This is a genomic window from Nostoc piscinale CENA21 (genome assembly GCF_001298445.1).
GTDB lineage: Bacteria > Cyanobacteriota > Cyanobacteriia > Cyanobacteriales > Nostocaceae > Nostoc_B > Nostoc_B piscinale_A.
Genome location: NZ_CP012036.1, coordinates 776,208 through 797,492 on the forward strand (window position 1 = coordinate 776,208; position 21,285 = coordinate 797,492).

15 protein-coding genes, 1 tRNA gene and 3 pseudogenes are annotated in these 21,285 nt (G+C 40.9%); 7 read left to right on the forward strand and 12 right to left on the reverse strand.

From position 1 onward, the window contains the following. The first annotated feature begins 125 nt into the window (after window positions 1-125). Entirely contained in the window at window positions 126-956 is an 831-nt protein-coding gene (locus tag ACX27_RS03415; protein WP_062288438.1) for an alpha/beta hydrolase, read from the forward strand. Window positions 957-1,366: 410 nt separating this feature from the next. Here the strand turns inward: ACX27_RS03415 and ACX27_RS03420 are convergent. From ACX27_RS03420 to ACX27_RS03430, 3 genes are all read right to left on the reverse strand, one after another. Then, window positions 1,367-1,438: transfer RNA gene (locus ACX27_RS03420), tRNA-Gly, on the reverse strand. A 52-nt stretch (window positions 1,439-1,490) separates the two neighbouring features. After that, complete coding sequence (locus ACX27_RS03425; protein WP_062288440.1) at window positions 1,491-4,658, reverse strand: efflux RND transporter permease subunit; 3,168 nt, start codon at window positions 4,656-4,658, stop codon at window positions 1,491-1,493. Window positions 4,659-4,712: 54 nt separating this feature from the next. Then, window positions 4,713-6,164, reverse strand: coding sequence for an efflux RND transporter periplasmic adaptor subunit (locus tag ACX27_RS03430; RefSeq protein ID WP_062298111.1), 1,452 nt, complete (start codon window positions 6,162-6,164; stop codon window positions 4,713-4,715). A 500-nt stretch (window positions 6,165-6,664) separates the two neighbouring features. Here ACX27_RS03430 and ACX27_RS03435 point away from each other — a divergent pair, with 500 nt between their 5' ends. The 3 genes from ACX27_RS03435 to ACX27_RS03445 all read left to right on the forward strand — a co-directional run bounded on the left by ACX27_RS03435 (window position 6,665) and on the right by ACX27_RS03445 (window position 11,017). Next, window positions 6,665-7,540, forward strand: a complete 876-nt coding sequence (locus tag ACX27_RS03435) for an Npun_R2479 family HD domain-containing metalloprotein (RefSeq protein WP_062288443.1) — start codon at window positions 6,665-6,667, stop codon at window positions 7,538-7,540. Between the two features lie 79 nt (window positions 7,541-7,619). Further along, complete coding sequence (locus tag ACX27_RS03440) at window positions 7,620-8,738, forward strand: ABC transporter permease (RefSeq protein ID WP_062288446.1); 1,119 nt, start codon at window positions 7,620-7,622, stop codon at window positions 8,736-8,738. Window positions 8,739-8,911: 173 nt separating this feature from the next. Further along, window positions 8,912-11,017: a hybrid sensor histidine kinase/response regulator gene (locus ACX27_RS03445; RefSeq protein WP_062288448.1), complete on the forward strand. Its 2,106-nt coding sequence runs from the start codon at window positions 8,912-8,914 to the stop codon at window positions 11,015-11,017. 71 nt (window positions 11,018-11,088) lie between these two features. Here ACX27_RS03445 and ACX27_RS03450 read toward each other — a convergent pair whose 3' ends face one another. The 5 genes from ACX27_RS03450 to ACX27_RS03470 form a co-directional block, all read right to left on the reverse strand. Continuing rightward, a complete protein-coding gene (locus ACX27_RS03450; RefSeq protein ID WP_200929901.1) occupies window positions 11,089-11,331 on the reverse strand; it encodes a hypothetical protein in 243 nt (80 codons plus the stop codon). 78 nt (window positions 11,332-11,409) lie between these two features. After that, window positions 11,410-12,015: a 3-isopropylmalate dehydratase small subunit gene (leuD, locus tag ACX27_RS03455; protein WP_062288456.1), complete on the reverse strand. Its 606-nt coding sequence runs from the start codon at window positions 12,013-12,015 to the stop codon at window positions 11,410-11,412. A gap of 81 nt (window positions 12,016-12,096) precedes the next feature. Further along, the gene (gene leuC / locus ACX27_RS03460; RefSeq protein WP_062288459.1) at window positions 12,097-13,500 is read right to left on the reverse strand and encodes a 3-isopropylmalate dehydratase large subunit; all 1,404 of its coding nucleotides are present in this window, start codon (window positions 13,498-13,500) and stop codon (window positions 12,097-12,099) included. Window positions 13,501-13,718: 218 nt separating this feature from the next. Beyond that, entirely contained in the window at window positions 13,719-14,174 is a 456-nt protein-coding gene (locus tag ACX27_RS03465) for an NUDIX hydrolase (RefSeq protein WP_062288476.1), read from the reverse strand. A 203-nt stretch (window positions 14,175-14,377) separates the two neighbouring features. Further along, the gene (locus tag ACX27_RS03470) at window positions 14,378-15,595 is read right to left on the reverse strand and encodes a TetR family transcriptional regulator (RefSeq protein WP_062288479.1); all 1,218 of its coding nucleotides are present in this window, start codon (window positions 15,593-15,595) and stop codon (window positions 14,378-14,380) included. A gap of 175 nt (window positions 15,596-15,770) precedes the next feature. On the opposite strand from ACX27_RS03470, the pseudogene ACX27_RS03475 reads away from it, so the two are divergent. Continuing rightward, window positions 15,771-16,629: pseudogene (locus ACX27_RS03475) on the forward strand (acyl-CoA desaturase). Window positions 16,630-16,762: 133 nt separating this feature from the next. Here the strand turns inward: ACX27_RS03475 and ACX27_RS03480 are convergent. Both ACX27_RS03480 and ACX27_RS03485 read right to left on the reverse strand, forming a co-directional pair. Beyond that, window positions 16,763-17,161, reverse strand: coding sequence for a TIGR02588 family protein (locus ACX27_RS03480; RefSeq protein ID WP_062288482.1), 399 nt, complete (start codon window positions 17,159-17,161; stop codon window positions 16,763-16,765). Continuing rightward, window positions 17,158-18,016, reverse strand: a pseudogene (locus ACX27_RS03485) (TIGR02587 family membrane protein). The gene ACX27_RS03480 and the pseudogene ACX27_RS03485 overlap by 4 nt, the downstream one beginning before the upstream one ends. A gap of 168 nt (window positions 18,017-18,184) precedes the next feature. On the opposite strand from ACX27_RS03485, the pseudogene ACX27_RS03490 reads away from it, so the two are divergent. Continuing rightward, window positions 18,185-18,406 (forward strand): annotated as a pseudogene (locus tag ACX27_RS03490) (ABC transporter permease); the annotation flags it as partial. 446 nt (window positions 18,407-18,852) lie between these two features. Continuing rightward, window positions 18,853-19,251 (forward strand): response regulator transcription factor, encoded by a 399-nt coding sequence (locus tag ACX27_RS03495; protein ID WP_083468659.1) that lies wholly within the window; start codon window positions 18,853-18,855, stop codon window positions 19,249-19,251. Here ACX27_RS03495 and ACX27_RS03500 read toward each other — a convergent pair. After that, window positions 19,220-19,624 (reverse strand): Na-translocating system protein MpsC family protein, encoded by a 405-nt coding sequence (locus tag ACX27_RS03500; RefSeq protein ID WP_062288488.1) that lies wholly within the window; start codon window positions 19,622-19,624, stop codon window positions 19,220-19,222. The two genes, ACX27_RS03495 and ACX27_RS03500, sit on opposite strands and share 32 nt — an antisense overlap. A gap of 924 nt (window positions 19,625-20,548) precedes the next feature. Continuing rightward, entirely contained in the window at window positions 20,549-21,184 is a 636-nt protein-coding gene (gene upp, locus ACX27_RS03505) for a uracil phosphoribosyltransferase (protein WP_062298112.1), read from the reverse strand. Between the last annotated feature and the right edge of the window lie 101 nt (window positions 21,185-21,285).

Consider the following 21,285-nt stretch of genomic DNA (forward strand, 5'->3'; position numbering starts at 1 on the left):
TTACTTACTCAAGTTACCCACTTTCGCAAAAAAATGAACGTAGATTAAATAACACTTTTCATAGTTAATTAGACTAAGGGTTTTGGGAAAAATTGATTATTACCCTATAAAGTTCTCATAAATTAATGCCGCGATCGCAACTTAGAAATCTGCTGATTGGTGAACTCAGTTGGAAACGGCTAGTTCGCTCGTTATTGTTTATTTACGGCTTTTTCGCATTTTATGTCTTTTTGAGAGCAGATAGCATGATTTTTCTGCCCCAGCCTGCTACTTATCAAGACAATACCAGTATTTTGAAAGTACCTGTTACTGACAAACAGAAGATTTCGGCTGTGTATCTACCTAATCCCAAAGCAGAGTATACAATCCTCTACATCCACGGTAATGCTGAAGATATTGGTGATGTTCAGCCATTGTTAGAACGTTTACATCAATGGGGATTTAGCATTTTTGCCTATGACTATCGTGGTTTTGGTACAAGCGATGGCAAACCTGGAGAATCAAATGCTTACCAAGACGCTGAAGCAGCATACATATATCTCACACAGCAGCTAAAAGTTCCAGGGAAGAAAATTATTGTCTATGGACGTTCTGTTGGCGGAGGATCAGCCGTTGATTTAGCAACTCGTCATTCTGTTGCTGGTTTGATTTTGGAAAGTACATTTACATCTGCTTTTCGAGTTGTTGTACCTTTTCCTTTACTTCCGTTTGATAAGTTTTCCAACCTGAAAAAACTTCCGCAGGTTAACTGTCCAGTCTTAGTAATGCACGGTCAAGCAGACCAAACTATCCCTGTCCAACATGGATATACACTATACTCAGCCGCACCTGATCCTAAGATGTCATTGTGGGTAGATGGTGCAGGTCATGATGATTTTACATGGGTTGCCAACGAACAACATCAAAAAACCTTAGTCGCGTTTCAGCAACTAATTGAGAATCGTAATGTTAAATGAGGCGATCGCATTTAACTATTCTCATCAACTGCTATTGTGTAAATACTCAAATTGGCTATGGGTGCTAGATTGAGTGTCAAGCAAGATGATTGGGGTAATTTGTCACCACATATTAGAAACAGTTTTAAAGGTATTATCTAATCGGGTTTAGAGTACATCAATTTTTTCTGGCTAGTACCTTGTTTAGTACACCCCATTTACACCCAAACTCACCGAAAAAGAGTTATAGCGATTTTCACTTGGGTAGAATACAAATTCATCTGCGTCCATCTGCGGTTAATTATTTTTTCCTGTACCTCACTGAGTCGAGAACAGCTATAATATTCTTTGTTATGACAAACACTGTAATTAGTGGAAATTGGTCAAGATAAAACTAGCAAAACGCTTGTTATATAAAGGTTTTTTTTAAAAGCGGGCGATGGGACTCGAACCCACGACGTTCACCTTGGGAAGGTGACATTCTACCACTGAATTACACCCGCGAATAGTTGCTGTTAGCTAATTCAAAGCTAACAGCTATTATACCATAATTGATTAGTTTTGGATTTCCGAGACAGATGTTTTGTTTGGCGATCGCACACCCCTAACTTCTTTTTCAGCCACAGGTGGTTTTTTACCAAAACCATAACGCAGGATATTCAAAATCCAATTTTGGAAGTTATCAATATAGCTAAATATCACTGGCACTACTACCAAAGTCAGCAATGTAGAAGTTGTAAAACCTCCCATAATTGCAATTCCCATTGGTTGGCGCACTTCCGAACCTGCGCCAATACCCAAGGCGAGGGGAAGAGTACCTGCAATTGTGGCTAAGGAAGTCATCATAATTGGACGCAGACGTGAAACGCCAGCTTCTATTAAGGCTTGGCGTTGGTTCTGCCCTTCCTGCATATTGATGATTGTGTAGTCTACCAACAAAATCGAGTTTTTGGTGACAATTCCCATTAACAACACAATCCCAATCAATGCGTAAATTCCTAGAGGTTTTTGGGCAATCATCAAGGCGACTAATGCACCACCCAAGCAAAACGGCAAGGCGGCCATAATCGATAACGGATGCAGAAAGTTGTTATATAGCAGTACCAGAATTGCATAGATGCACATAATAGCTAAAGCTAATGCACCGCCAAACCTGCCAAAAATTTCCTGCATAATTTTGGCACTACCAGAAGGTTGCTGAACAACTCCTGGTGGTAAGTTTTGCATTACTGGTAGTTGATTCACGGTTTTGACAGCTTCACCCAAGGAGATACCTTGTAAGTTGGCTTCTACAGCAACTTGACGGGCGCGGTCGTAACGGCTGATGGTAGCAGGGCCACTACCAAACTTGATATCGGCCACAGCTACAAGCGGAACTAAACTCCCGTTTTGGCTGGGAACTTGCAGATTTTTGATATTGTTGATGTCTGCGCGGGCTGTTGGGTTAATTTGTATGCGGATGGGGATTTGCCGATCGCTCAAGTTAAACTTAGCCAAGTTAGCATCATTATCACCAATGGTAGCTAAAGAAGCTGTCCGGGCGATCGCTTGCACTGTTACACCCAAATCGGCGGCGCGTTGCGGGTTGGGTATGACTAAAATCTCTGGTTTGACTAAACTAGCAGTCGAAGAAACTTCCACTAATCCCGGTAAGTTCCGCATTTGTTGTTCTAAATCATTAGCGGCTTGGGTTAAAGCTGCGGGATTTTCACTCCGCAGCACAATTGATAAACCTTTGCGACTATCTCCCGGCCCTTGACTTTGAAAGCTAATTCTCGCCCCTGGAATTTCTTGAAACAATGGACGGATTTGTTCTTCAAATTGTTTTTGGGAAATATTGCGTTCTTCTTTGGGTTTTAACTGAATTGACAAGGTAGCTGAGTTGATTTCTTCTGTAGCTAACACCTTTTCTACAACTGGGTTTTGGCGAATAATATCAGTTGCTTGCGTGACGACTTTATTGACATCTTCTAAGGTGGAACCGGGCGGAACTTCAATCGAAACGTTAGAAATGCCAAAGTCACCATCATCGACAAAACCCTTGGGAATCAAGGGAACTAACATCAAACTGGCGATGAAAAAAGCCATTGCGATCGCAATTGTGGTTAACTTATGACGTAATGCAGTTTGTAATAAAGACTTATACGGCTGAAACTGATGTTTTGCTGGTTGCTTTTTGATTTGACGATAAAAAATTTGACTTAATCTGTTCTTCGCATCAGTAGCACTAGATTGATGTTTTTTATCCTTTAATAAATACGCCCCCATCATCGGCGTAATCATCCGCGCTACCATCGTGGAAAAAATTGTAGACACCGCCACGGTAACACCAAAGGGTTGAAAAAATTGCCCAGGTACACCCCCCATAAACGCCACCGGGAGAAACACCGCAATAATTGTTGCGGAACTTGCCATCACAGCTAATCCCACTTCATCGGAAGAGTCAAAAGCTGCTTCCCAAGGTGATTTCCCCATTGCTATATGTCGTTCCATATTTTCAATTTCGACCACGGCATCATCTACTAAGTTGCCGACAGCCAAAGCTAGTGCTAACAAAGTCATGTTGTTGAGGGTATAGCCCAAAGCTTGCTGCACCGCAAAAGTGGGAATCATCGATAAAGGTAGGGCAACGGCAGTAATTAAAGTTGCTCGCCAATCGCGTAAAAAGATTAAAATCACGATGATTGCCAGTATCGAGGCTTGAATCAACTCATCAATGGTGCTTTGATAAGACTGGCGGATAATATCTGCTCGCGTAAAAATTAACTCTATTTTGATATCTGGGGGCAGAGTTTTTTGCAGTTCGGCGACTGCGGCTTTCACGCCTTGTTCTACACTCACCACCACACTGCCAGTACTCCGCAGTACTTGAAAAGCTACCACGGGTTGATTATCTAAACGGGCAGTTTGTCGTACGTCTGCATATTTATCTTCCACCTTACCCAAGCTGGATAAAGGTACAGAACCACCATTAGGTAGCAGAATTTCATAAGTTTGCAGCACATTTACACTGGCGGCACTACCAAGGGTGCGAATTGCTTGTTCACTACCGCCAACCTCGGCACGTCCACCAGGTAAATTAATGTTTAAAGCGCGAATTTGGTCGTTTACCTGGGTGGCGGTGATACCTAAAGATTGTAAGCGGTCAGGGTCGAGGTTAATCCGAATTTCGCGGTCAACGCCACCAATGCGCTTGACTTGTGCCACACCTTTAACTGCTAACAAGGCGCGGCTAATAGTTTGGTCTACGATGTTGCTTAATTCTTCAACAGAACGCTGATCTGATTTGACTGCATAAAAGATAATCGGCCCGCCAGCAAATTCTAAACGTTGTACTACTGGGTCATTGATATCTTGGGGCAGGTTTTGGCGGATTTGAGCGATCGCATTTCTGACATCATTGGTAGCGCGATCGCTATTTGTCCCTAAAACAAAATTAATTGTCGTGGTAGACTTACCATCACTGACGCTAGAAATCAGATTATCGATGTTGCCTAACCCAGCGACAGCATCTTCTATTTTTTTCGTCACCTGGGATTCCAGTTCTGCTGGCCCTGCACCCGGTTGGGTAACAGTCACAGAAACCGCCGGCACATCAATGTTGGGGTTGGTGTCAATTCCCAAAGAAATGAAAGATAACCACCCAACAACTGTCAAAATTAAGAATAAAACGATGGTGGGAACAGGTTTTTTAATTGACCAAGCCGAGATGTTGAAGGACATTTTAGGTGTGGGAGTGGGGAGACAGGGGAGACAAGGGGGACGGAGAAATGACTATTAACTTTTCACCTTGACGCGATCGCCATCTTTGAGATAACCTGCACCATCAACGATGACGCGATCGCCTAATTGCAGGCCATTTTTAATTTCTACGAGTTCGCTATTTATTAATTCTCCGACTTCTACTTTCTGGCTTTGGACGAGATCATCACCGGAAAGGGTGTATACAATCGCACTGCCATCGGCTTGGGGCTGCACAGCTTTTTGTGGTACTGCCATTGCTAGTGCTGTGTTTGTTGTAATAGCCGCACGGGCAAACATCCCTGGCCGGAGTAAGTTGGTTAACGGTAAGTCAATTTTGACTGTTGCTTCTCTGCGTTTATCGTTAACTAACGGTTGTATTTCTCGAACTCGCCCTTGCAACTGCACACGATTATCAATATCGGAAGTAATCTGCACAGCCGCGCCAATTTGTACTTGTGGTAATTGAATTTCTGGAACTTCGGCTTGCAGTTCTAATCTGCCATCCCGAATAATCGAAAATAGTTTTTGTGTTCCCCCAATCACGGTACCAACTTGAGTTTGTGGCGGGATACCTGTAACATCACCAACTCTAGCGAGTTTTTCCGCCACAATTCCCGAAACTGGGGCGCGGACTACTGTTTGTTTTAATTGGGTTTGTAACTGAATGATTTTCGCTACGCTGGTACGCACATCTGCTTTGGCTTTGTAAATATTAGCTTCCGCACTCCCGGTTGTAGCTTGGGCGCTAATTACATTAGCTTGGGCGCTGCGAATATTTTCTTCCGCCAGCCGCACCGCCTCGGTAGCCGTTTTGACTGTGTAGGCGCGAGTATCCAGTTCTTGCAGACTAATTGCCCCAGCCATTGCCAATTTGCGATAACGCAGATAATTCTTTTGGGCTTCTTCTAACTTAGCCTTGGACTGGGCTAAATCGGCTTTTCTTTGCCGCACGATCGCTTGATAAGATGCGACAGTGGCTTGCTGTGAAACCACACTTGCCTGTTTTGAACCCACATCAGCTTGTTTGGATTCTACCTCGGCTCTAGCTCCACTCATTTGGGCTTGCAACATAGAATCATCTAAGATTGCCAGAACCTGCCCCTTTTTCACATAAGTGCCTTCTTTGATATCTTCGGGAATGATTTTGACTTGCAAACCATTGGCTTGGGGCAGAACTGGAATTAAATCACGGGCGGCGATCGTACCTGTAGTATTTAAGGTGCGAGAAACACGGGTAGTTTCGACAGGGGAAACAGTCACCGTCAGGACTGGCTGAGATTTAGGCGTGATTTTATTGGCTACAGCTTTTTCTTGCCTCGCTGGTAATTGAGTTAACACGCCCATACCACCTAATGCGATCGCTATCCCCAAGCCAACCCCCACAAATATTGGCCTTAGCCAAGGGTGAATCGGTTGTCTGGCTGATTTTTGCCATACTTTGACAATTTCTTCTCGTTCTAGTTCTGGAATAGTTTCATCACTCAAGGGACGCACCTCCACTGCGAAAACACACAAATGTTACTTATTTTTAATAAAGTTTGCGACTAGTTACCGTATATTAAATCTGACTTCCATCTTTAAGTTTTGATTGTAATAATCCCCAATATGACTACCATGACATAAGTCATGTTTTTTATTATAAATAAAAAGAAAAAACCGTATTTATACGGAAATTTTTCCTCTATCTGACTTTGTATTGCTATCACACTCTAGGTCTTATTAACGTCACAGATCCTTTGTATGCAGATCACAGGATTGTGTGCATAAATATGAAACACTGATGAGCGTAGGATACGCCAAATAGTATCTGTTGACGTTAACTAAGAAAGTATACCTATCATGTGATCCAGATTTACTGCAACTAGCATTCACAACCTTACCTGGGTTAAAAAGGATGAATATACTTTTCAATACCAACTAAAGCCTTAAATTTGGGAATCTTAATCACAAACAAGAAATATTTTGATTGGAACTGAGCAACCAATATGTTCAACGCCACTGAAATTTTAATAGATGCTTTTGTCAAGCAAATTCGAGAAGGCTACAGTCGTACTTATGGCTGTCTCAAAAATGATTATCAAGACATCATAGCCTGGGCTGGGAGTATGGCGTTGGAAAATATTGCCAATAGCGATGCCCTATATCACAATGTCGAACACTCTATTTTAGTCACCTTGGTAGGGCAAGAAATTTTACGTGGCAAACACATCCGGGAAGGTGGTGTTTCGAGTGAAGATTGGTTGCACTTTATTATCTCCTTAGTTTGCCACGATATTGGTTATGTCAAAGGAGTTTGCCGCCAAGATCAAGAAGCCGCAAGTTTATACGCCACAGGTAAAAACGGCAGAATGATTTCCCTGCATCCTGGTGCTTCTGATGCCAGCCTGACACCTTATCATGTCGATAGAGCCAAGCTCTTCATTGATGAGCGTTTTGGCGGTCACAAGCTTATAGATGCTGAGGTAATTAAAAGTAACATTGAATGGACTCGCTTTCCCGTACCAGCAGCCGAAGATCATCATGACACTGTGAGTTTTGCTGGCTTGGTAAGGGCGGCTGATTTAATTGGACAATTGAGTGACCCGCGTTACTTAAAGAAAATTACCTCGTTATACTACGAGTTTGAAGAAACGGGGATGAATAAAGTCTTAGGCTACGAAACCCCAGCCGATTTACGCAAAAATTACGCCAAATTTTATTGGAATGGTGTACATCCTTATATCAAGGATAGTCTGCGTTACTTATCACTCACCCAACAAGGCAAACAAGTGATGGCAAATCTCTACTCCAATGTGTTTGTCGTCGAACATGAAAAAATTCAAGAAGAACAAATGTACATGATGGAGCAATTACATGCTTAGATTGTAGTCATTAGTCATTAGTCATTAGTAAACTTAGACAACAAATGACCAATGACAAAGGACAAAGGACTAATAAATTATGAATTGGTGGCAAAGACTCAAGAAAAACCCTTTGGCGCGGTTTGGGGCAATTTTGCTGTTAATTTTCTATGTAGCAGTGATTGCGGCTGATTTTGTTGCTCCTTATGACCCTTATGGATCACAGCCAAATGGTTCACTGCTACCACCAACAAAAATTTATTGGGTGTCAAAGTCTTCTGGGCAATTTATTGGCCCCCATATTTACCCAACAACTCAGGGAGACACTGATATTAAGACAGGCGATCGCCAGTTAATAGTAGACTTTACAAAGCCATCTCCTCTACGTTTATTTGTATCTGGGCCAGAATACCGCCTGTTGCAGTTGAGTTTACCCATACCACCTAAATGGGATGAAGTCACAATTTTTCCCGGAATCCCCTTAAGTTGGCATTTATTTGGTGCAGATAATAACGCTAAATTGAATATTTTTGGGACTGATGACCAAGGACGCGACCAATTCAGCCGCTTGCTACACGGCGGTCGCATTAGTTTATTTATTGGCATTATCGGCGTAATTTTTACCTTTCCCCTCGGTCTGTTGTTGGGGGGAATGTCTGGCTATTTTGGTGGCTGGCTAGATAGTGTGATTATGCGCTTGGCAGAAGTATTGATGACTTTCCCTAGTATTTATTTGCTGGTGACATTAGGCGCAGTTTTACCACCAGGGTTAAGTAGTACCCAACGCTTTTTATTAATTGTGATTATTACATCTGTAATTAGTTGGGCTGGTTTAGCGAGGGTAATTCGCGGACAAGTACTTTCGATTAAAGAACGAGAATTTGTCCAGGCTGCACGGGCAATGGGTGGCAATCCCCTTTACATTATTGTGCGTCACGTTCTGCCGCAAACTGCCACTTATATCATTATTTCCGCAACTTTAGCCGTTCCGAGTTTTATTGGTGCTGAAGCAGTTTTAAGTTTAATTGGTTTAGGCATTCAACAGCCTGATCCTTCTTGGGGAAATATGCTTTCCCTCGCCAGCAATGCTTCAATTTTGGTACTCCAACCTTGGTTAATTTGGCCGCCAGCCGTGCTGATTATTTTGACAGTACTAGCATTTAACTTACTGGGTGATGGTTTAAGAGATGCCCTTGATCCTCGCAGTTTGCAAAGATAAGGGAAAATAGGAAGTCTGAAGCCTTAAGTCTGAAGTGTGAAGTCTGAAATTTCATGCTTCAGGCTTTTGACAAATGACAAATGAGAGAATCTTTGGCGTGTCATAATAATTCAAGCAATCCCCTTTCAAGAGATTGAAACCTAGACCTGAACTGAATTATAGTGCGATAAATCATGCAGCCTGAACCCAAAGTCAACATCCTTTTGGTAGATGACAAATTAGAAAATTTGTTGGCACTAGAAGCAATTTTAGAAAGACTGGGAGAAAATTTAGTTAAAGCAACCTCTGGTTCTGAGGCTTTGCGGTGTCTGCTGCATCAAGATTTTGCAGTCATTTTGCTGGATGTACAAATGCCAGGAATGGATGGCTTTGAAACTGCTAATTTAATTCGTAGTCGAGAAAGGTCGCGTCAAACTCCAATTATTTTTCTCACCGCCTTTAGTACTAGTGACCAAATGCTATTTAAAGGCTATGCACTAGGGGCGGTTGATTATTTGCTTAAGCCTATAGATACGAACATATTAATATCGAAAGTTACAGTATTTGTTGAGCTATTTAAAAAGACGCAAGCCATTAAGGAACATGCAACTCAACTAGCAGCTGTAAATGCAGAATTACGGCAAAGTGAAGAACGTTTTCGTTCTTTAAGTACTTGTTCGCCGGTGGGGATTTTTGAAATAGATACGGCAGGAAAATGTAAGTATACTAATCCTCACTATCAGGCCATTTGTGGTTTAAATGCAGCCGAAAGTTTAGAAAAACAATGGCTGGAATTTGTCCATCCAGATGATAAGGAAAGAGCGATCGCTACCTGGTCAAAATACTTGGACAATGGTTTTCAAAACTACTCAGAGGATTTTCAATTTCTCACGGCTAATCATAGTCGGCGTTGGGTACAGGTACGCTCATCCCGGATGGTTTCGGCTCAAGGAAAATTACTTGGCTATGTTGGCACGTTAGAAGACATCACAGAACGTAAGCAAGCTGAAGAAGTCCGCGCTCAAATCATTCGAGAACAAACAGCCAGACAAGAAGCAGAAGCCGCCAACCAAATGAAGGATGAGTTTTTGGCTGTGCTTTCTCACGAACTCCGCACGCCTTTAACTTCTATGCTGGGCTGGTCAAAAATATTACGTTCTAAAAAACTGGATGACAAAGCAACTGCGAAAGCTTTAGAAGCCATTGAACGTAATGCTACATCTCAAGTGCAATTAATTGAAGATATTTTAGATGTATCGCGGATTATTCGTGGTCAACTAAAACTGAATTTATGTGTAGTTAACTTAGTAGCTGTCATCGAAGCCGCCCTAGAAGCAGTACGTCCCTTAGCTGAGGCTAAACATATTCAAATTAGCACAATTCTTGATTCTGCCATTGGTTCAGTTTGTGGTGATCCAGTACGTTTACAACAAATCGTCTGGAATCTTTTGAGTAATGCCATTAAGTTTACACCACAACATGGTAAAGTCACTGTCAATTTAGAACTCATCCAAAAAACTGATCCAGAGCCTAGAGAGCTAATCCCATCAGGAGAAATTGTACTTTCTTCTGGTGTATCTCCCATTAAGTTTGTGAGTTCATCTTATGCTCAAATTCAGGTAATTGATACAGGAATTGGCATTGAATCAGACTTTCTCCCCAAAGTATTTGAAAGGTTCCGCCAAGCAGACAGCACCACCACGCGATCGCACAATGGTTTAGGATTAGGACTAGCGATCGTCCGTCACTTGGTAGAACTACACAACGGCATCATTATTGCAGACAGCCCAGGTAAAGGACAGGGTGCAACTTTTACTTTAAGACTCCCCTTAATGCCAAGTCCAAGTCTTGATGGTAAAGCTGATAACTCGATTTCTTGTACAGCCGGGAATACACCCTTGGTAGGCTTGAAAGTGTTGGTTGTTGGTGATGAAACTGACAGCCGCAACTTTTTGGCCTTTATGTTTGAAGAGTATGGCGCAAATGTTACAGCAGTGGCATCAATTGAGACTGCACTGGTAATTATTGAAGAAACACAACCAGATATCTTGATTAGTGACCTCAGTATGTCAGCACCAGACAGTTATAATTTAATCCAACAAGTCCGGGATTTAGCACCAGAAAACGGTGGCGATATTCCAGCGATCGCTTTAACCGCATTTTCTCATGAAGAAGACCGTTTAAAAATTCTCGCCGCCGGCTTTCAGCATTACTTAACTAAACCTGTTGATCCTGAAAATTTAATTAATGTAGTTACTAGTGTTATGAACAAGAAGTCAGAAGTCAGGAGTCAGAAGTAAGATTATAAAAGTTATGGCGATGTTGGTTTCAGATGATAACAAACCCAGCACGCCTGTATCGAGAAAAACAATCATTCCTGAGAATAAATTTTATGTCCTGACAGTCTTTCATTATCAACTATTTGTTTGAAGGATTCAAAATATATTTCTCTTTGGATTGATTCACCCTCTGATACTTCTTCTGCTATCCATTTCTGCAAGAGTTTTATTGCAGCTTGATTTAGCCGTAATTGTTCTTCTGGCGTTTTTCCTAAATGTGGCAACAATGACGTTAGATTATTTTTACCTGTTACCGTCATATTAGATTCTTCCAATACATTTGTAATTCAATTTTAAATTAGCTATGCCGCCGAGATGGCACAAACCTGCATCTATCGGCGGTTAATTTTCATTTATACAGCCAACTTACCCCAACCGACATAAGGCAACTTCGCAGCTGTAGAGCGAATTTTATCAGCGTTGGCAACTAACTGACCGCAAGCATCCCAACTACCAGAAACGAACATATTTCTAGAACCTTCACCAATGAAAACTGGGGCTGTGAAGTCACCAATCTGCACTTGTAAGGTTTCTAAATTTACCGTTACTGTGGCTTGGGGATTTGCTGTGACTAGTTCTTGTAATTGTTTGACTGTTGCCCCATCTGCTGTTACACAAGGCACACCAATCGCCACACAATTACCGAAAAAGATTTCGGCAAAACTTTCACCAATTAAAGCTTTAATACCCCATTTAGCGATCGCTTGTGGTGCATGTTCTCGTGATGAACCACAGCCAAAGTTACGATTCACAATCAACACATTTGCGCCTTGATATTGGGTCTGGTCAAAAGGATGTTCACCCTTTAAAGCTGTGCGGTCATCAATAAACGCATTTTCGCCCAAACCATCAAAAGTAATCGCTTTTAAAAAACGGGCAGGAATAATCCGGTCTGTATCAATGTCATCACCAACTAAAGGTACAGCCCGCCCAGATACTTGTTTAATTTCACTTCCCATAATTTTCTTTGCGCCTTTGCGCCTTTGCGTGAGATAAAAAAAGATTGGTTTGTAAACGCAGAGTATCGCTGAGTTCGCTATCTAAAGCAAATCCCGCACGTCAGCAACTTCGCCCTTAATAGCCGCAGTCGCCACCATCGCCGGACTCATGAGTAATGTGCGACCAGAGGCGGAACCTTGTCTACCTTTAAAGTTGCGATTAGAAGAAGAAGCACTGATTTGTCTACCTTGGAGTTTGTCAGGATTCATCGCCAAACACATCGAACATCCTGGTTCGCGCCATTCAAAACCTGCGGCGGCAAAGATTTTGTCTAATCCTTCGGCTTCGGCGGCTTGTTTCACTCGTTCGGAACCGGGGACAACAAAGGCTTTGATTCCTTCAGCCACGCGGCGACCTTGGGCAATTTTGGCGGCTTCTCGCAAATCGCTAATTCTACCGTTAGTGCAGCTACCAATAAAGCAGACATCGATTTTTGTGCCTTTGATTGGTTGACCGGGTAATAAATCCATGTAGCGATAAGCTTCTTCGGCAACAAAACGGTCTTCTTCTGCCAGTTCTTCGGGTTTGGGGATGAATTGATTAATGCCGATTCCTTGACCAGGGGTAATTCCCCAAGTAACTGTGGGTGAAATCTCAGCTGCATCGAAGACAACGACATCATCGTATTCGGCATCAGCATCACTCTTGATCGATTCCCACCAAGTTACTGCTTGTTCCCAGTCTGCACCTTTGGGGGCAAAGTCTCTATCTTGGAGATAATCGTAGGTAACTTGATCGGGATTGACATAACCGCATCTCGCCCCACCTTCGATCGCCATGTTACAAACGGTCATCCGTTCTTCCATGTTCATCGCCTCAAAGGTTGTCCCGGCAAATTCATAGGCGTAACCGACACCACCTTTCACGCCCAAGGTGCGGATAATATGCAGAATTACATCTTTGGCGTAAACACCAGGGTTGAGAGTGCCGTTTACTTCTATTTTGCGGACTTTGAGTTTAGCGAGGGCTAGGGTTTGGGAGGCGAGAACATCGCGGACTTGACTTGTCCCAATCCCAAAAGCGATCGCACCGAACGCACCATGACTTGATGTGTGGCTATCTCCACAAGCGATCGTCATTCCTGGCTGGGTTAATCCTAATTCTGGGGCAATCACATGGACTATACCTTGATTGCCAGAACCAATATTATAAAAAGTTAAGTTATTTTCTTGACAGTTCTGTTCCAGGGCTTGAATCATTGCTTCTGCCACACTGTCGGCAAAAGGACGTACCTGATTATCTGTAGGTACAATGTGATCTACTGTCGCTACAGTCCGTTGGGGAAACAGTACCTCCAGACCTCGTTCGCGCAACATCGCAAAGGCTTGGGGACTAGTGACTTCATGAATTAGATGCAGGCCGATAAATAGTTGTGTCAGCCCTGAAGGAAGTGTATCAACGGTGTGTAAGTCCCAAACTTTATCAAACAGGGTGCCTTTGCTCATAGGTCAATCGTTATGTAACGAGTCGGAATTTTTATCGTATCAAAAAAGCGTCGGACAATTTTAGATTTTGGATTTTGGGTTAATCCATAGATAATTTTAAAGGCTTGAGAAATTTTAATTGCAGATTTTCGATTAATTTCATCGCTAAATCTGGGATTTCTACCATTAAGGAATGAATGCCAAGACTTTGTGATTTCTCTTGCCTTGATCTCTTGTTTTTAAGCTGAAGTTTGTGTGTTCACAAATGATAGACAAGAATTGGATTGGAATTGGAGAAATTGATGCAAAATCTTTTTCAGGGAATTTTGCTTCACCATTTGAATGGCAAGGTTAACATCTAACCATTCTCGCTGTCTTTGCCCAGCTTCGGGATAATCTTCACTCAACATTTCAACTAACAGTAAATACATCTGCACCCGGTAGATTTTGCCGCGTTTGCGATATCTATAACTACCTACGGCGTTGACATCTACTTGTCCAATGATCCCGGCTTCTTCCCAAGCTTCTTTGGCGGCGGAAGCAGGCGGACTCATCCCTTTGGCAATTCCGCCCTTGGGAATTACCCAACTATTGCGATCGCGGGTTGTAATCAGTAAGATTTCGATGTTGCCGTTCTGCACCCTATAAGGAATGACCCCCGACTGCTTGAAGATTTTGCTGATTTTTTGATTCATGAATTTTCTGGATGAGCGTCATCATAAAACAAGGCAAGAGGTGATTTTAGCTAAGTCTCAATTTTATACAGCAATTAGGCATCTACTATAAGACAGAAAGCTTTGAGAAGTAAAAAGTAAAAAGTAAAAAATCGATAAATTAAGCCGTTTAAAACCACTATTCTTTCTTTTAACTTTTAAATTTTAACTTTTGACTTATTACTTCATGCTGGCTTATGATCTAAACGAATTGCTGCTTCTAGGGCTGCTTTTTCTTTAGCGCGGCGGGCGTAAGGCTGCAATTGAGAGCGATCGCAGCCTGTTAAAATACTCAAATCATCTAAACTCACACCTCGCATTAACATTTCTACACACCATGTTTGTTGTGCTTGAGTAATTTCTGGTGGTTTACCTTGGGGTGTTAACAATCCTTGAGTCCAAACTTCCCAACGTTGCAGCAATTCTGACTCAGAAAGAGGATTACCTAGATTGTCAATAAACATCGCCGGATGATAATCTTTGCGACTTTTCAGCCATTTAATCAAAGGATTGTTGCTATAGGAACCGTAGTGTTTACCCAAAATCCACTGGTTCACAGGCACTTGGCGGGGTAAGGTTGGGGTAGTGATTTGCAGTATTAGTCCTTGAGTATCGGAAATTTGGTGCGATCGCTGCAAGCCAATTATCTCAGCAACAGATAAACCAGCACCAAATAACAGGTATGCTAAAGCATAGTCTTGTATTCCTGACTTCCTAGAATTTTGCAGAATTTTATGCACTAAAATCCCAGGCAAATCATCTACTTCTTGGATAATTACAGCTTCTTTGGTTAACTGGGGAGCAGTAGACATCGCTCCATGTAAAAACAACTCCACTAAATTTTCTAAAAAATCATCTCGATCTTCCCATAGTTCATGAAATTCGCTTGTGAATTCAATCACCGCATATCCCAAAATCATGCCATTCAGTAAACTAGCTAATTTTTCTGCCGGTAGATAGGTATTGATGTCTCCCTGTTGGATGACAGTGGCTAAATACTGCGCTACATAGCGGTTGGCTTCTGTTAATCCTCTCCCCAAAGCACGGCGATTTTCGGCAGGAAATTGGTCTGCTTCACCCACCACCGACCGCACAAACTCTGGGACTCGTTCTAATGTATGTAAGCTATCACTTGCATAATCTTTCAGGGCTTGATAAACGTTACCTGGAGGAGTAGCCCTCTGGACTAAAGATTCTCCTAAATCCTTAAATGCTGCTGATTCTTCTAATACTGCCAACAGTAGCCCGTGTTTATTCCCAAAATGTCGAAACAAAGTCACTTCATTGACTCCAGCTTTTTCGGCAATTTGGCGGGTGGTAGTATTACTAACTCCTTGTGTAGTAAATAATTCTAGTGCTGCTTGAATCAAACGTTGGCGGGCTGAGATTGATTGAGATGCCATAAGAAATAATGCAAGTGCCACTTGCATAAAAAACCAATAGTTGTTACGATGCCTAATGTAAGTGATACTTGCTTAAGTTCACTGTAACGAACTAGTTTACAGAATGGGAAAATTTCTTGGGGAAGTTTACCCAAATCCCAGCAAATCACTTCATGATCCATCAACGGAAATGTTTATGACTGCAAAATATCTGGCGGTTGCTTCTGAGACAGGAAATTCGCCTCGCCTGAGATGGGTGAATGTAGCTTTTTTTGCTGCTATTCACGCCTTAGCTATGTTGGCTCCTTGGTTTTTTTCTTGGTCGGCGCTAGGATTGCTAGTGTTTCTCCATTGGTTATTCGGGAGTATTGGCATCTGTTTAGGATATCATCGACTTTTAAGCCATCGGAGTTTCCAAGTACCCAAGTGGTTAGAATATGCGATCGCCATTATCGGAGCCTTAGCACTCCAAGGTGGGCCGATTTTTTGGATTGGTGGACACCGCCAGCACCATGCCCATACAGAAGATATTAACTTAGATCCTTACTCTGCCCAACGGGGGTTTTGGTGGAGCCATATACTATGGATTATGTATCCCCGCCCAGAGTTTTTTGACTATGATACTTATAAAAAATATGCGCCAGATTTAGAAAGACAACCTTTCTACCGTTGGCTAGATCGCTACTTCTTATTGTTGCAAATTCCCTTGGGATTATTGTTATATGCTCTAGGCGGCTGGTCTTTTGTCATCTACGGAATGTTTGTGAGAGCAGTATTATTGTGGCACTCCACTTGGTTTGTTAATTCTGCATCTCATCTTTGGGGTTATCGTACCTTCGACGCGAATGATGGCGCACGTAACTTGTGGTGGGTATCACTCCTAACTTATGGCGAAGGCTGGCACAACAACCATCATACTTTTCCCCACGTTGCCAAATCTGGCTTTCAGTGGTGGGAAATTGACATTACTTGGTGGAGTATTCAACTTTTGCGGAGTTTGGGTTTAGCGAAAAAAAGTCATCTTACCGCCACCGCAAATTGCAAATCAAAGATAAATTAACTTTAAAAATTCAGCACCCAGGAGTCAGAAATCAGAAGTTAGAAATAATTCAACATGATTGCTAAATTGATTGGTGACAGTGTTCTGATTTTGATAAACATTCTGACTCCTAAAGCTTTACACCTAAATTATGGCAATTTATAGCTGGCAACCCGGACATTTAATTGTCCTTGACTGGGATTTTTGCTAAATATGAATGCACCTTCTTCCTTCTCGCCATCAGATAAAAAATCAATTTGTTGCTCTCCTGTTTCTACCACCTGATCAGCGATTTTTAACTCAGCAATAATCTGCACTGATTCCGCAGTTTCACCACCAGTATTAACTATTTCAAAGGGAACATAAAATTTACCCTCAATTTCTTTAATTGCCGATTTTTGATTTACTGACAAAATAGGAGGCTGATTTTTTTCATTCAGCCACATATACCCGACTAAGCTAATCACAACTGCCAGAATAGACAAAGCTATTCCAAATGTTATCCATTCAGCTAAAGAGCGTTCTGGTTGTGGTTCTGTTTCCATCATATTGCTAACCTACCTGCCGCGCCGCCAATAGTTGCAGGTAATCCCAAAACTAAAGTATGTTCTAACCACATCATCCAAGGGTCTGATAAAGTGAGCTTTTGAAAGAAGAATAACATTGCGCCACTAGCAAGCAAAGATACTAAATAAGATATGGTAGTTTCACTTAATGGGCGCTGAAAAATTCCTTTTTGCTGTCTACGTTTTTTTTTGGTCGGAAAAACCAGCTTGAAAAACAATAGCGTAGGAAATTACTAAAGACGCAGCCATTAAAACCCATAACCAAGCAGGAGAAATAGCCGCTGCTAACATAGGAACTTCGTCTGTTGGTGCAATGTTAAAAGCAATCACAGTTGCACCAATTACAGTTGCGCCTAAATCAGCTAATGTGGCGTGTAAATTATTTTTATGAGTAGCTGATGTTGAATTATTTTGATTACCTGTTTGGAGAAATTGGTTAGCTAATGCTACACCAAGGGTAAATGGTACGCCTTCATAGACCACTTTTCCCAATGATTCTTTTAAGGAGGTTGCTGGGGTAATTTCTTGCAATAACCACAACATAAATGCAGCACATACAAATCCAATTGCCATTGCTTCTACAGTGTCTATTGCAGCTTCATCTAGTCGCCAAGTATTTCTGCGCTTCCGAAATCCATCTGTATAATTGAGTAAAAAAACTACAATAAACATTAAGGCGATCGCTATTGCAATTAATCTCGGTTTTGCTAATGAGCCAATCCACCATACTTCCATTGTATATATTAGTGGAATGCCAAATAAAAAACCTCCACAAATACCACGAACAATATCATTTATTTCTCGTTTCCAGGAATTTTTATACTGCTTTTTGCCCACTACTAATAAGTACCTAAATATTTTGTTGTCAGATTTATATGTGTTTTAATATCTCTCATAAACTAAAGATTCTCCGCATCTATCTTAGGTTACGCTAAATCAATTTCACACCTTCATGATGAAGGAACCAACGCTTGCATTCTAAACTTCCTGCATAACCAGTAATATCGTTGGCATCCTAGAGGTAGTATTTTGGCTTGTTTATTATTTAGCGTGACTGAAGCTTTACAGTTACGTATCCAGGCTTTGGGTGCAAATATTCCTTACCAGTTTCTAGTTATTTTACTTTATGCGATCGCTTTCTTCGCATTGTTGGGATTAGCTGCTAAAGTTGCACCATCAAAAGCCTTGGGCGTTAATTATTTTCCTGAAAATCGCAGATCATCATAAATTCTAAGTAAGTCGGCGTGAAAAAACAAAACTAAGTTAAGAAAGGTAAACAAGGCTACCATCCTCTTCCCTTCTGCCTCCTGCCTCCTGCTTTTCCATAACGATTATTTTTAACACTGAGCTAGTTATAACAGTGGTTAGAAAATTTGATACTGATTACTGTTGCATATCACCCTAGAAGAAATGTACACTTTTAGTCATGATGTTTGCTTGATATTGCCACTGGCTTGTCATTGTCTACCCTTAACTTCAGCATAGACAATCAACCTAGTGAGTCATACACGAGCTAGTCCATTTTGAGCCGCACACAGCCTTGTCAAGATAACCTCGTAACCATCAAATATTTACTAGAGAATATGACTTCGCTGTTAGTGGAGTCATTCTGAGAGTGGATAAATTCAGAATTTTGGGTAGGTAGTCTTTCATTGAAAGGTGACTTGTTGTTTATGAAGGGACAGCCACTAATATTAGTTGTCGAAGAGAATATATACAATTTAGAACTTCTAAATTACCACCTTAAAGCATTACATTATGCTTGTATTTGTGCAAAACAAGGAATCAAAGCTTTGATACTCTCGCAAACACATCAGCCTGATTTAATCATCTTAGATATGATGATTTCTGATATTACTGGTGGTCAAGTTATTGATTATCTTAAACAAGATAAAAAAAACTGCCAAAATTCCAATTGTTGCAGTAATCCCTTGGTATCTGGAAAAAAAACTCCGAACGCCTCTTTTTTAACAGGTACAGATGCTTATCTGACAAAGCCCTATAATTTGCATAAACTAGATGCAGTTTTGTCCTGTCATTTCACTCAGCTAAATTCTTCAAGTTTGCTTTAGGTATAGACTCAGGATTCCGCACTTCTGGTAGCTGTTGTAACACTACAATTATCCCTGTTCTTCCTGTAGCTAAATTTGTATTAGTCATTAAATCAATTATTGGCTTACCAATGATTTCTTCCAATAAATTTTGTAGTTTTGGTTTAATAATTTTGTCTAAAAATAGGCGGACTTGTTCGGCCAAGTTCTCATACCCACCAGATATTAATGTTAACTCAACTAAGGAAGCTGATTTTTCTAGAGAAATTACCAATTCGGTATCAAAAAAATGACATACAACTTGGTTAGGACGTTGCCCTAGTTGTTTATAATACAAAGCACTAACCTGTTGTGCAATTTCTCTTTCAAGTTGTCCAATAGTGGGGGATGACATTATTTTTGTTATTATTTAATCCTAGTAGTTTGATGAATTGAGTCTTGCTTAAATAGGGTTGCGATTGATAATTTACATAATATATATTCATATTATATATACCATTCTCTATAAACAATCAAGGTCAGATTAATTCATATTTTTTTCCTATTTGATTTTGTGAAAATAAATAATAAAAAAACTTAGATAGCAATTATAGCCTTAGCTATTATCACTTAAAAACGAGCCATGTCAACCACAATTTTAATGATGCACAGCAAAAAATAGTAAAAAGCGATTTTTCTGATAAACAAGTTAATTTGTTCTGTAAAACCGCACTATTTTTGATAAAATAAAGCAGTTTATCAAAGTTTTTTTTGGTTAAAAAATCTGGGTTTGATAAAATTTTGAAAAGACTTGTTACTTGTAGTAATAGTTTGTTTGTGCCGCATCAGCTAATCTATCTGAGCAATAGCGCCTGATAACTCATTTTGGAACGCTTACTATCTACTCTCAAAAAATAAAAAATCAACTATATTTAGGTCGGCTATTTATTTTATGTCAAGATGTGATTCTTTATTCACTATTTCAAAACAAATGCAATAACTCTTATGCAGTTAGCAACAAGTAAAAATTGTGAAGTTGGGTATGGAATTAATCCCAATTTCTTATAACGCTGTATGAAATTCGCTCCCCTCTAGCCCCTTCTTAAAAAGGCTATGGTGTAATTAGACAAACAATAATACATAAACTGATTAATTACTCTCTGTCACAAGATAGATTTAGTTTTTAGGGACTGCCAGAAAATAAATTATCCAATTTCCGAAAGGAGACATCGTTATTTTCCCCCTGCCCCCTGCCCGTCTGCCTACACAGTGATAGTATATTTTTTCAGTTGGAAGTCCCTTACTTCCCGAACCCAATGAATTGAAGAATAGTATTTACTTATTTTGTGCCGAATAAGCGATCGCCCGCATCACCCAAACCTGGAATAATATAACCATGTTCATCCACATACTCATCAATAGCAGCAGTATAAACTTGTACTTCAGGATGAACATTGCAGAAATGTTCTAACCCTTCTGGGGCTGCTAGTAAGCAAACAAACTTCATCGATAACGGGTTAGTAGATTTCAACCTGTCTACAGCCGCAACAGCAGAATTTCCTGTGGCTAACATCGGGTCAACAATAATCATGTCCCGTTGTTCAACATCGTGGGGAACTTTGAAATAATATTCAATCGGAATTAAAGTCTTAGGGTCACGATATAAACCAATATGACCAACCCTTGCTGATGGCATTAACTCCAACATACCATCTAAAATGCCTTGCCCCGCCCGCATGATAGACACTAACACCAGCTTTTTATCTGGTGCAAGCACGGGTGCATTCATTGGCGCAAGGGGTGTTTTAATCTCTTCATATTTTAGAGATAAATTGCGCGTTACTTCATAACCTAACAACAAACTAATTTCTTTGAGGAGGTTGCGAAATTTCGTCGTGCTAGTTTCAGCCTTCCGCATCAAAGTTAGTTTATGTTGAATTAACGGATGGTCAATAACTGTGACTTGATTGTGCATTTTGGCTAAATGAAGTGTGGAGTGTAAATTTTTCTGTGGAGACTGGTCGTAAGGGTGTGGTCTAGGGGTTTGAGATACATACACCCTTACACTCCTACACC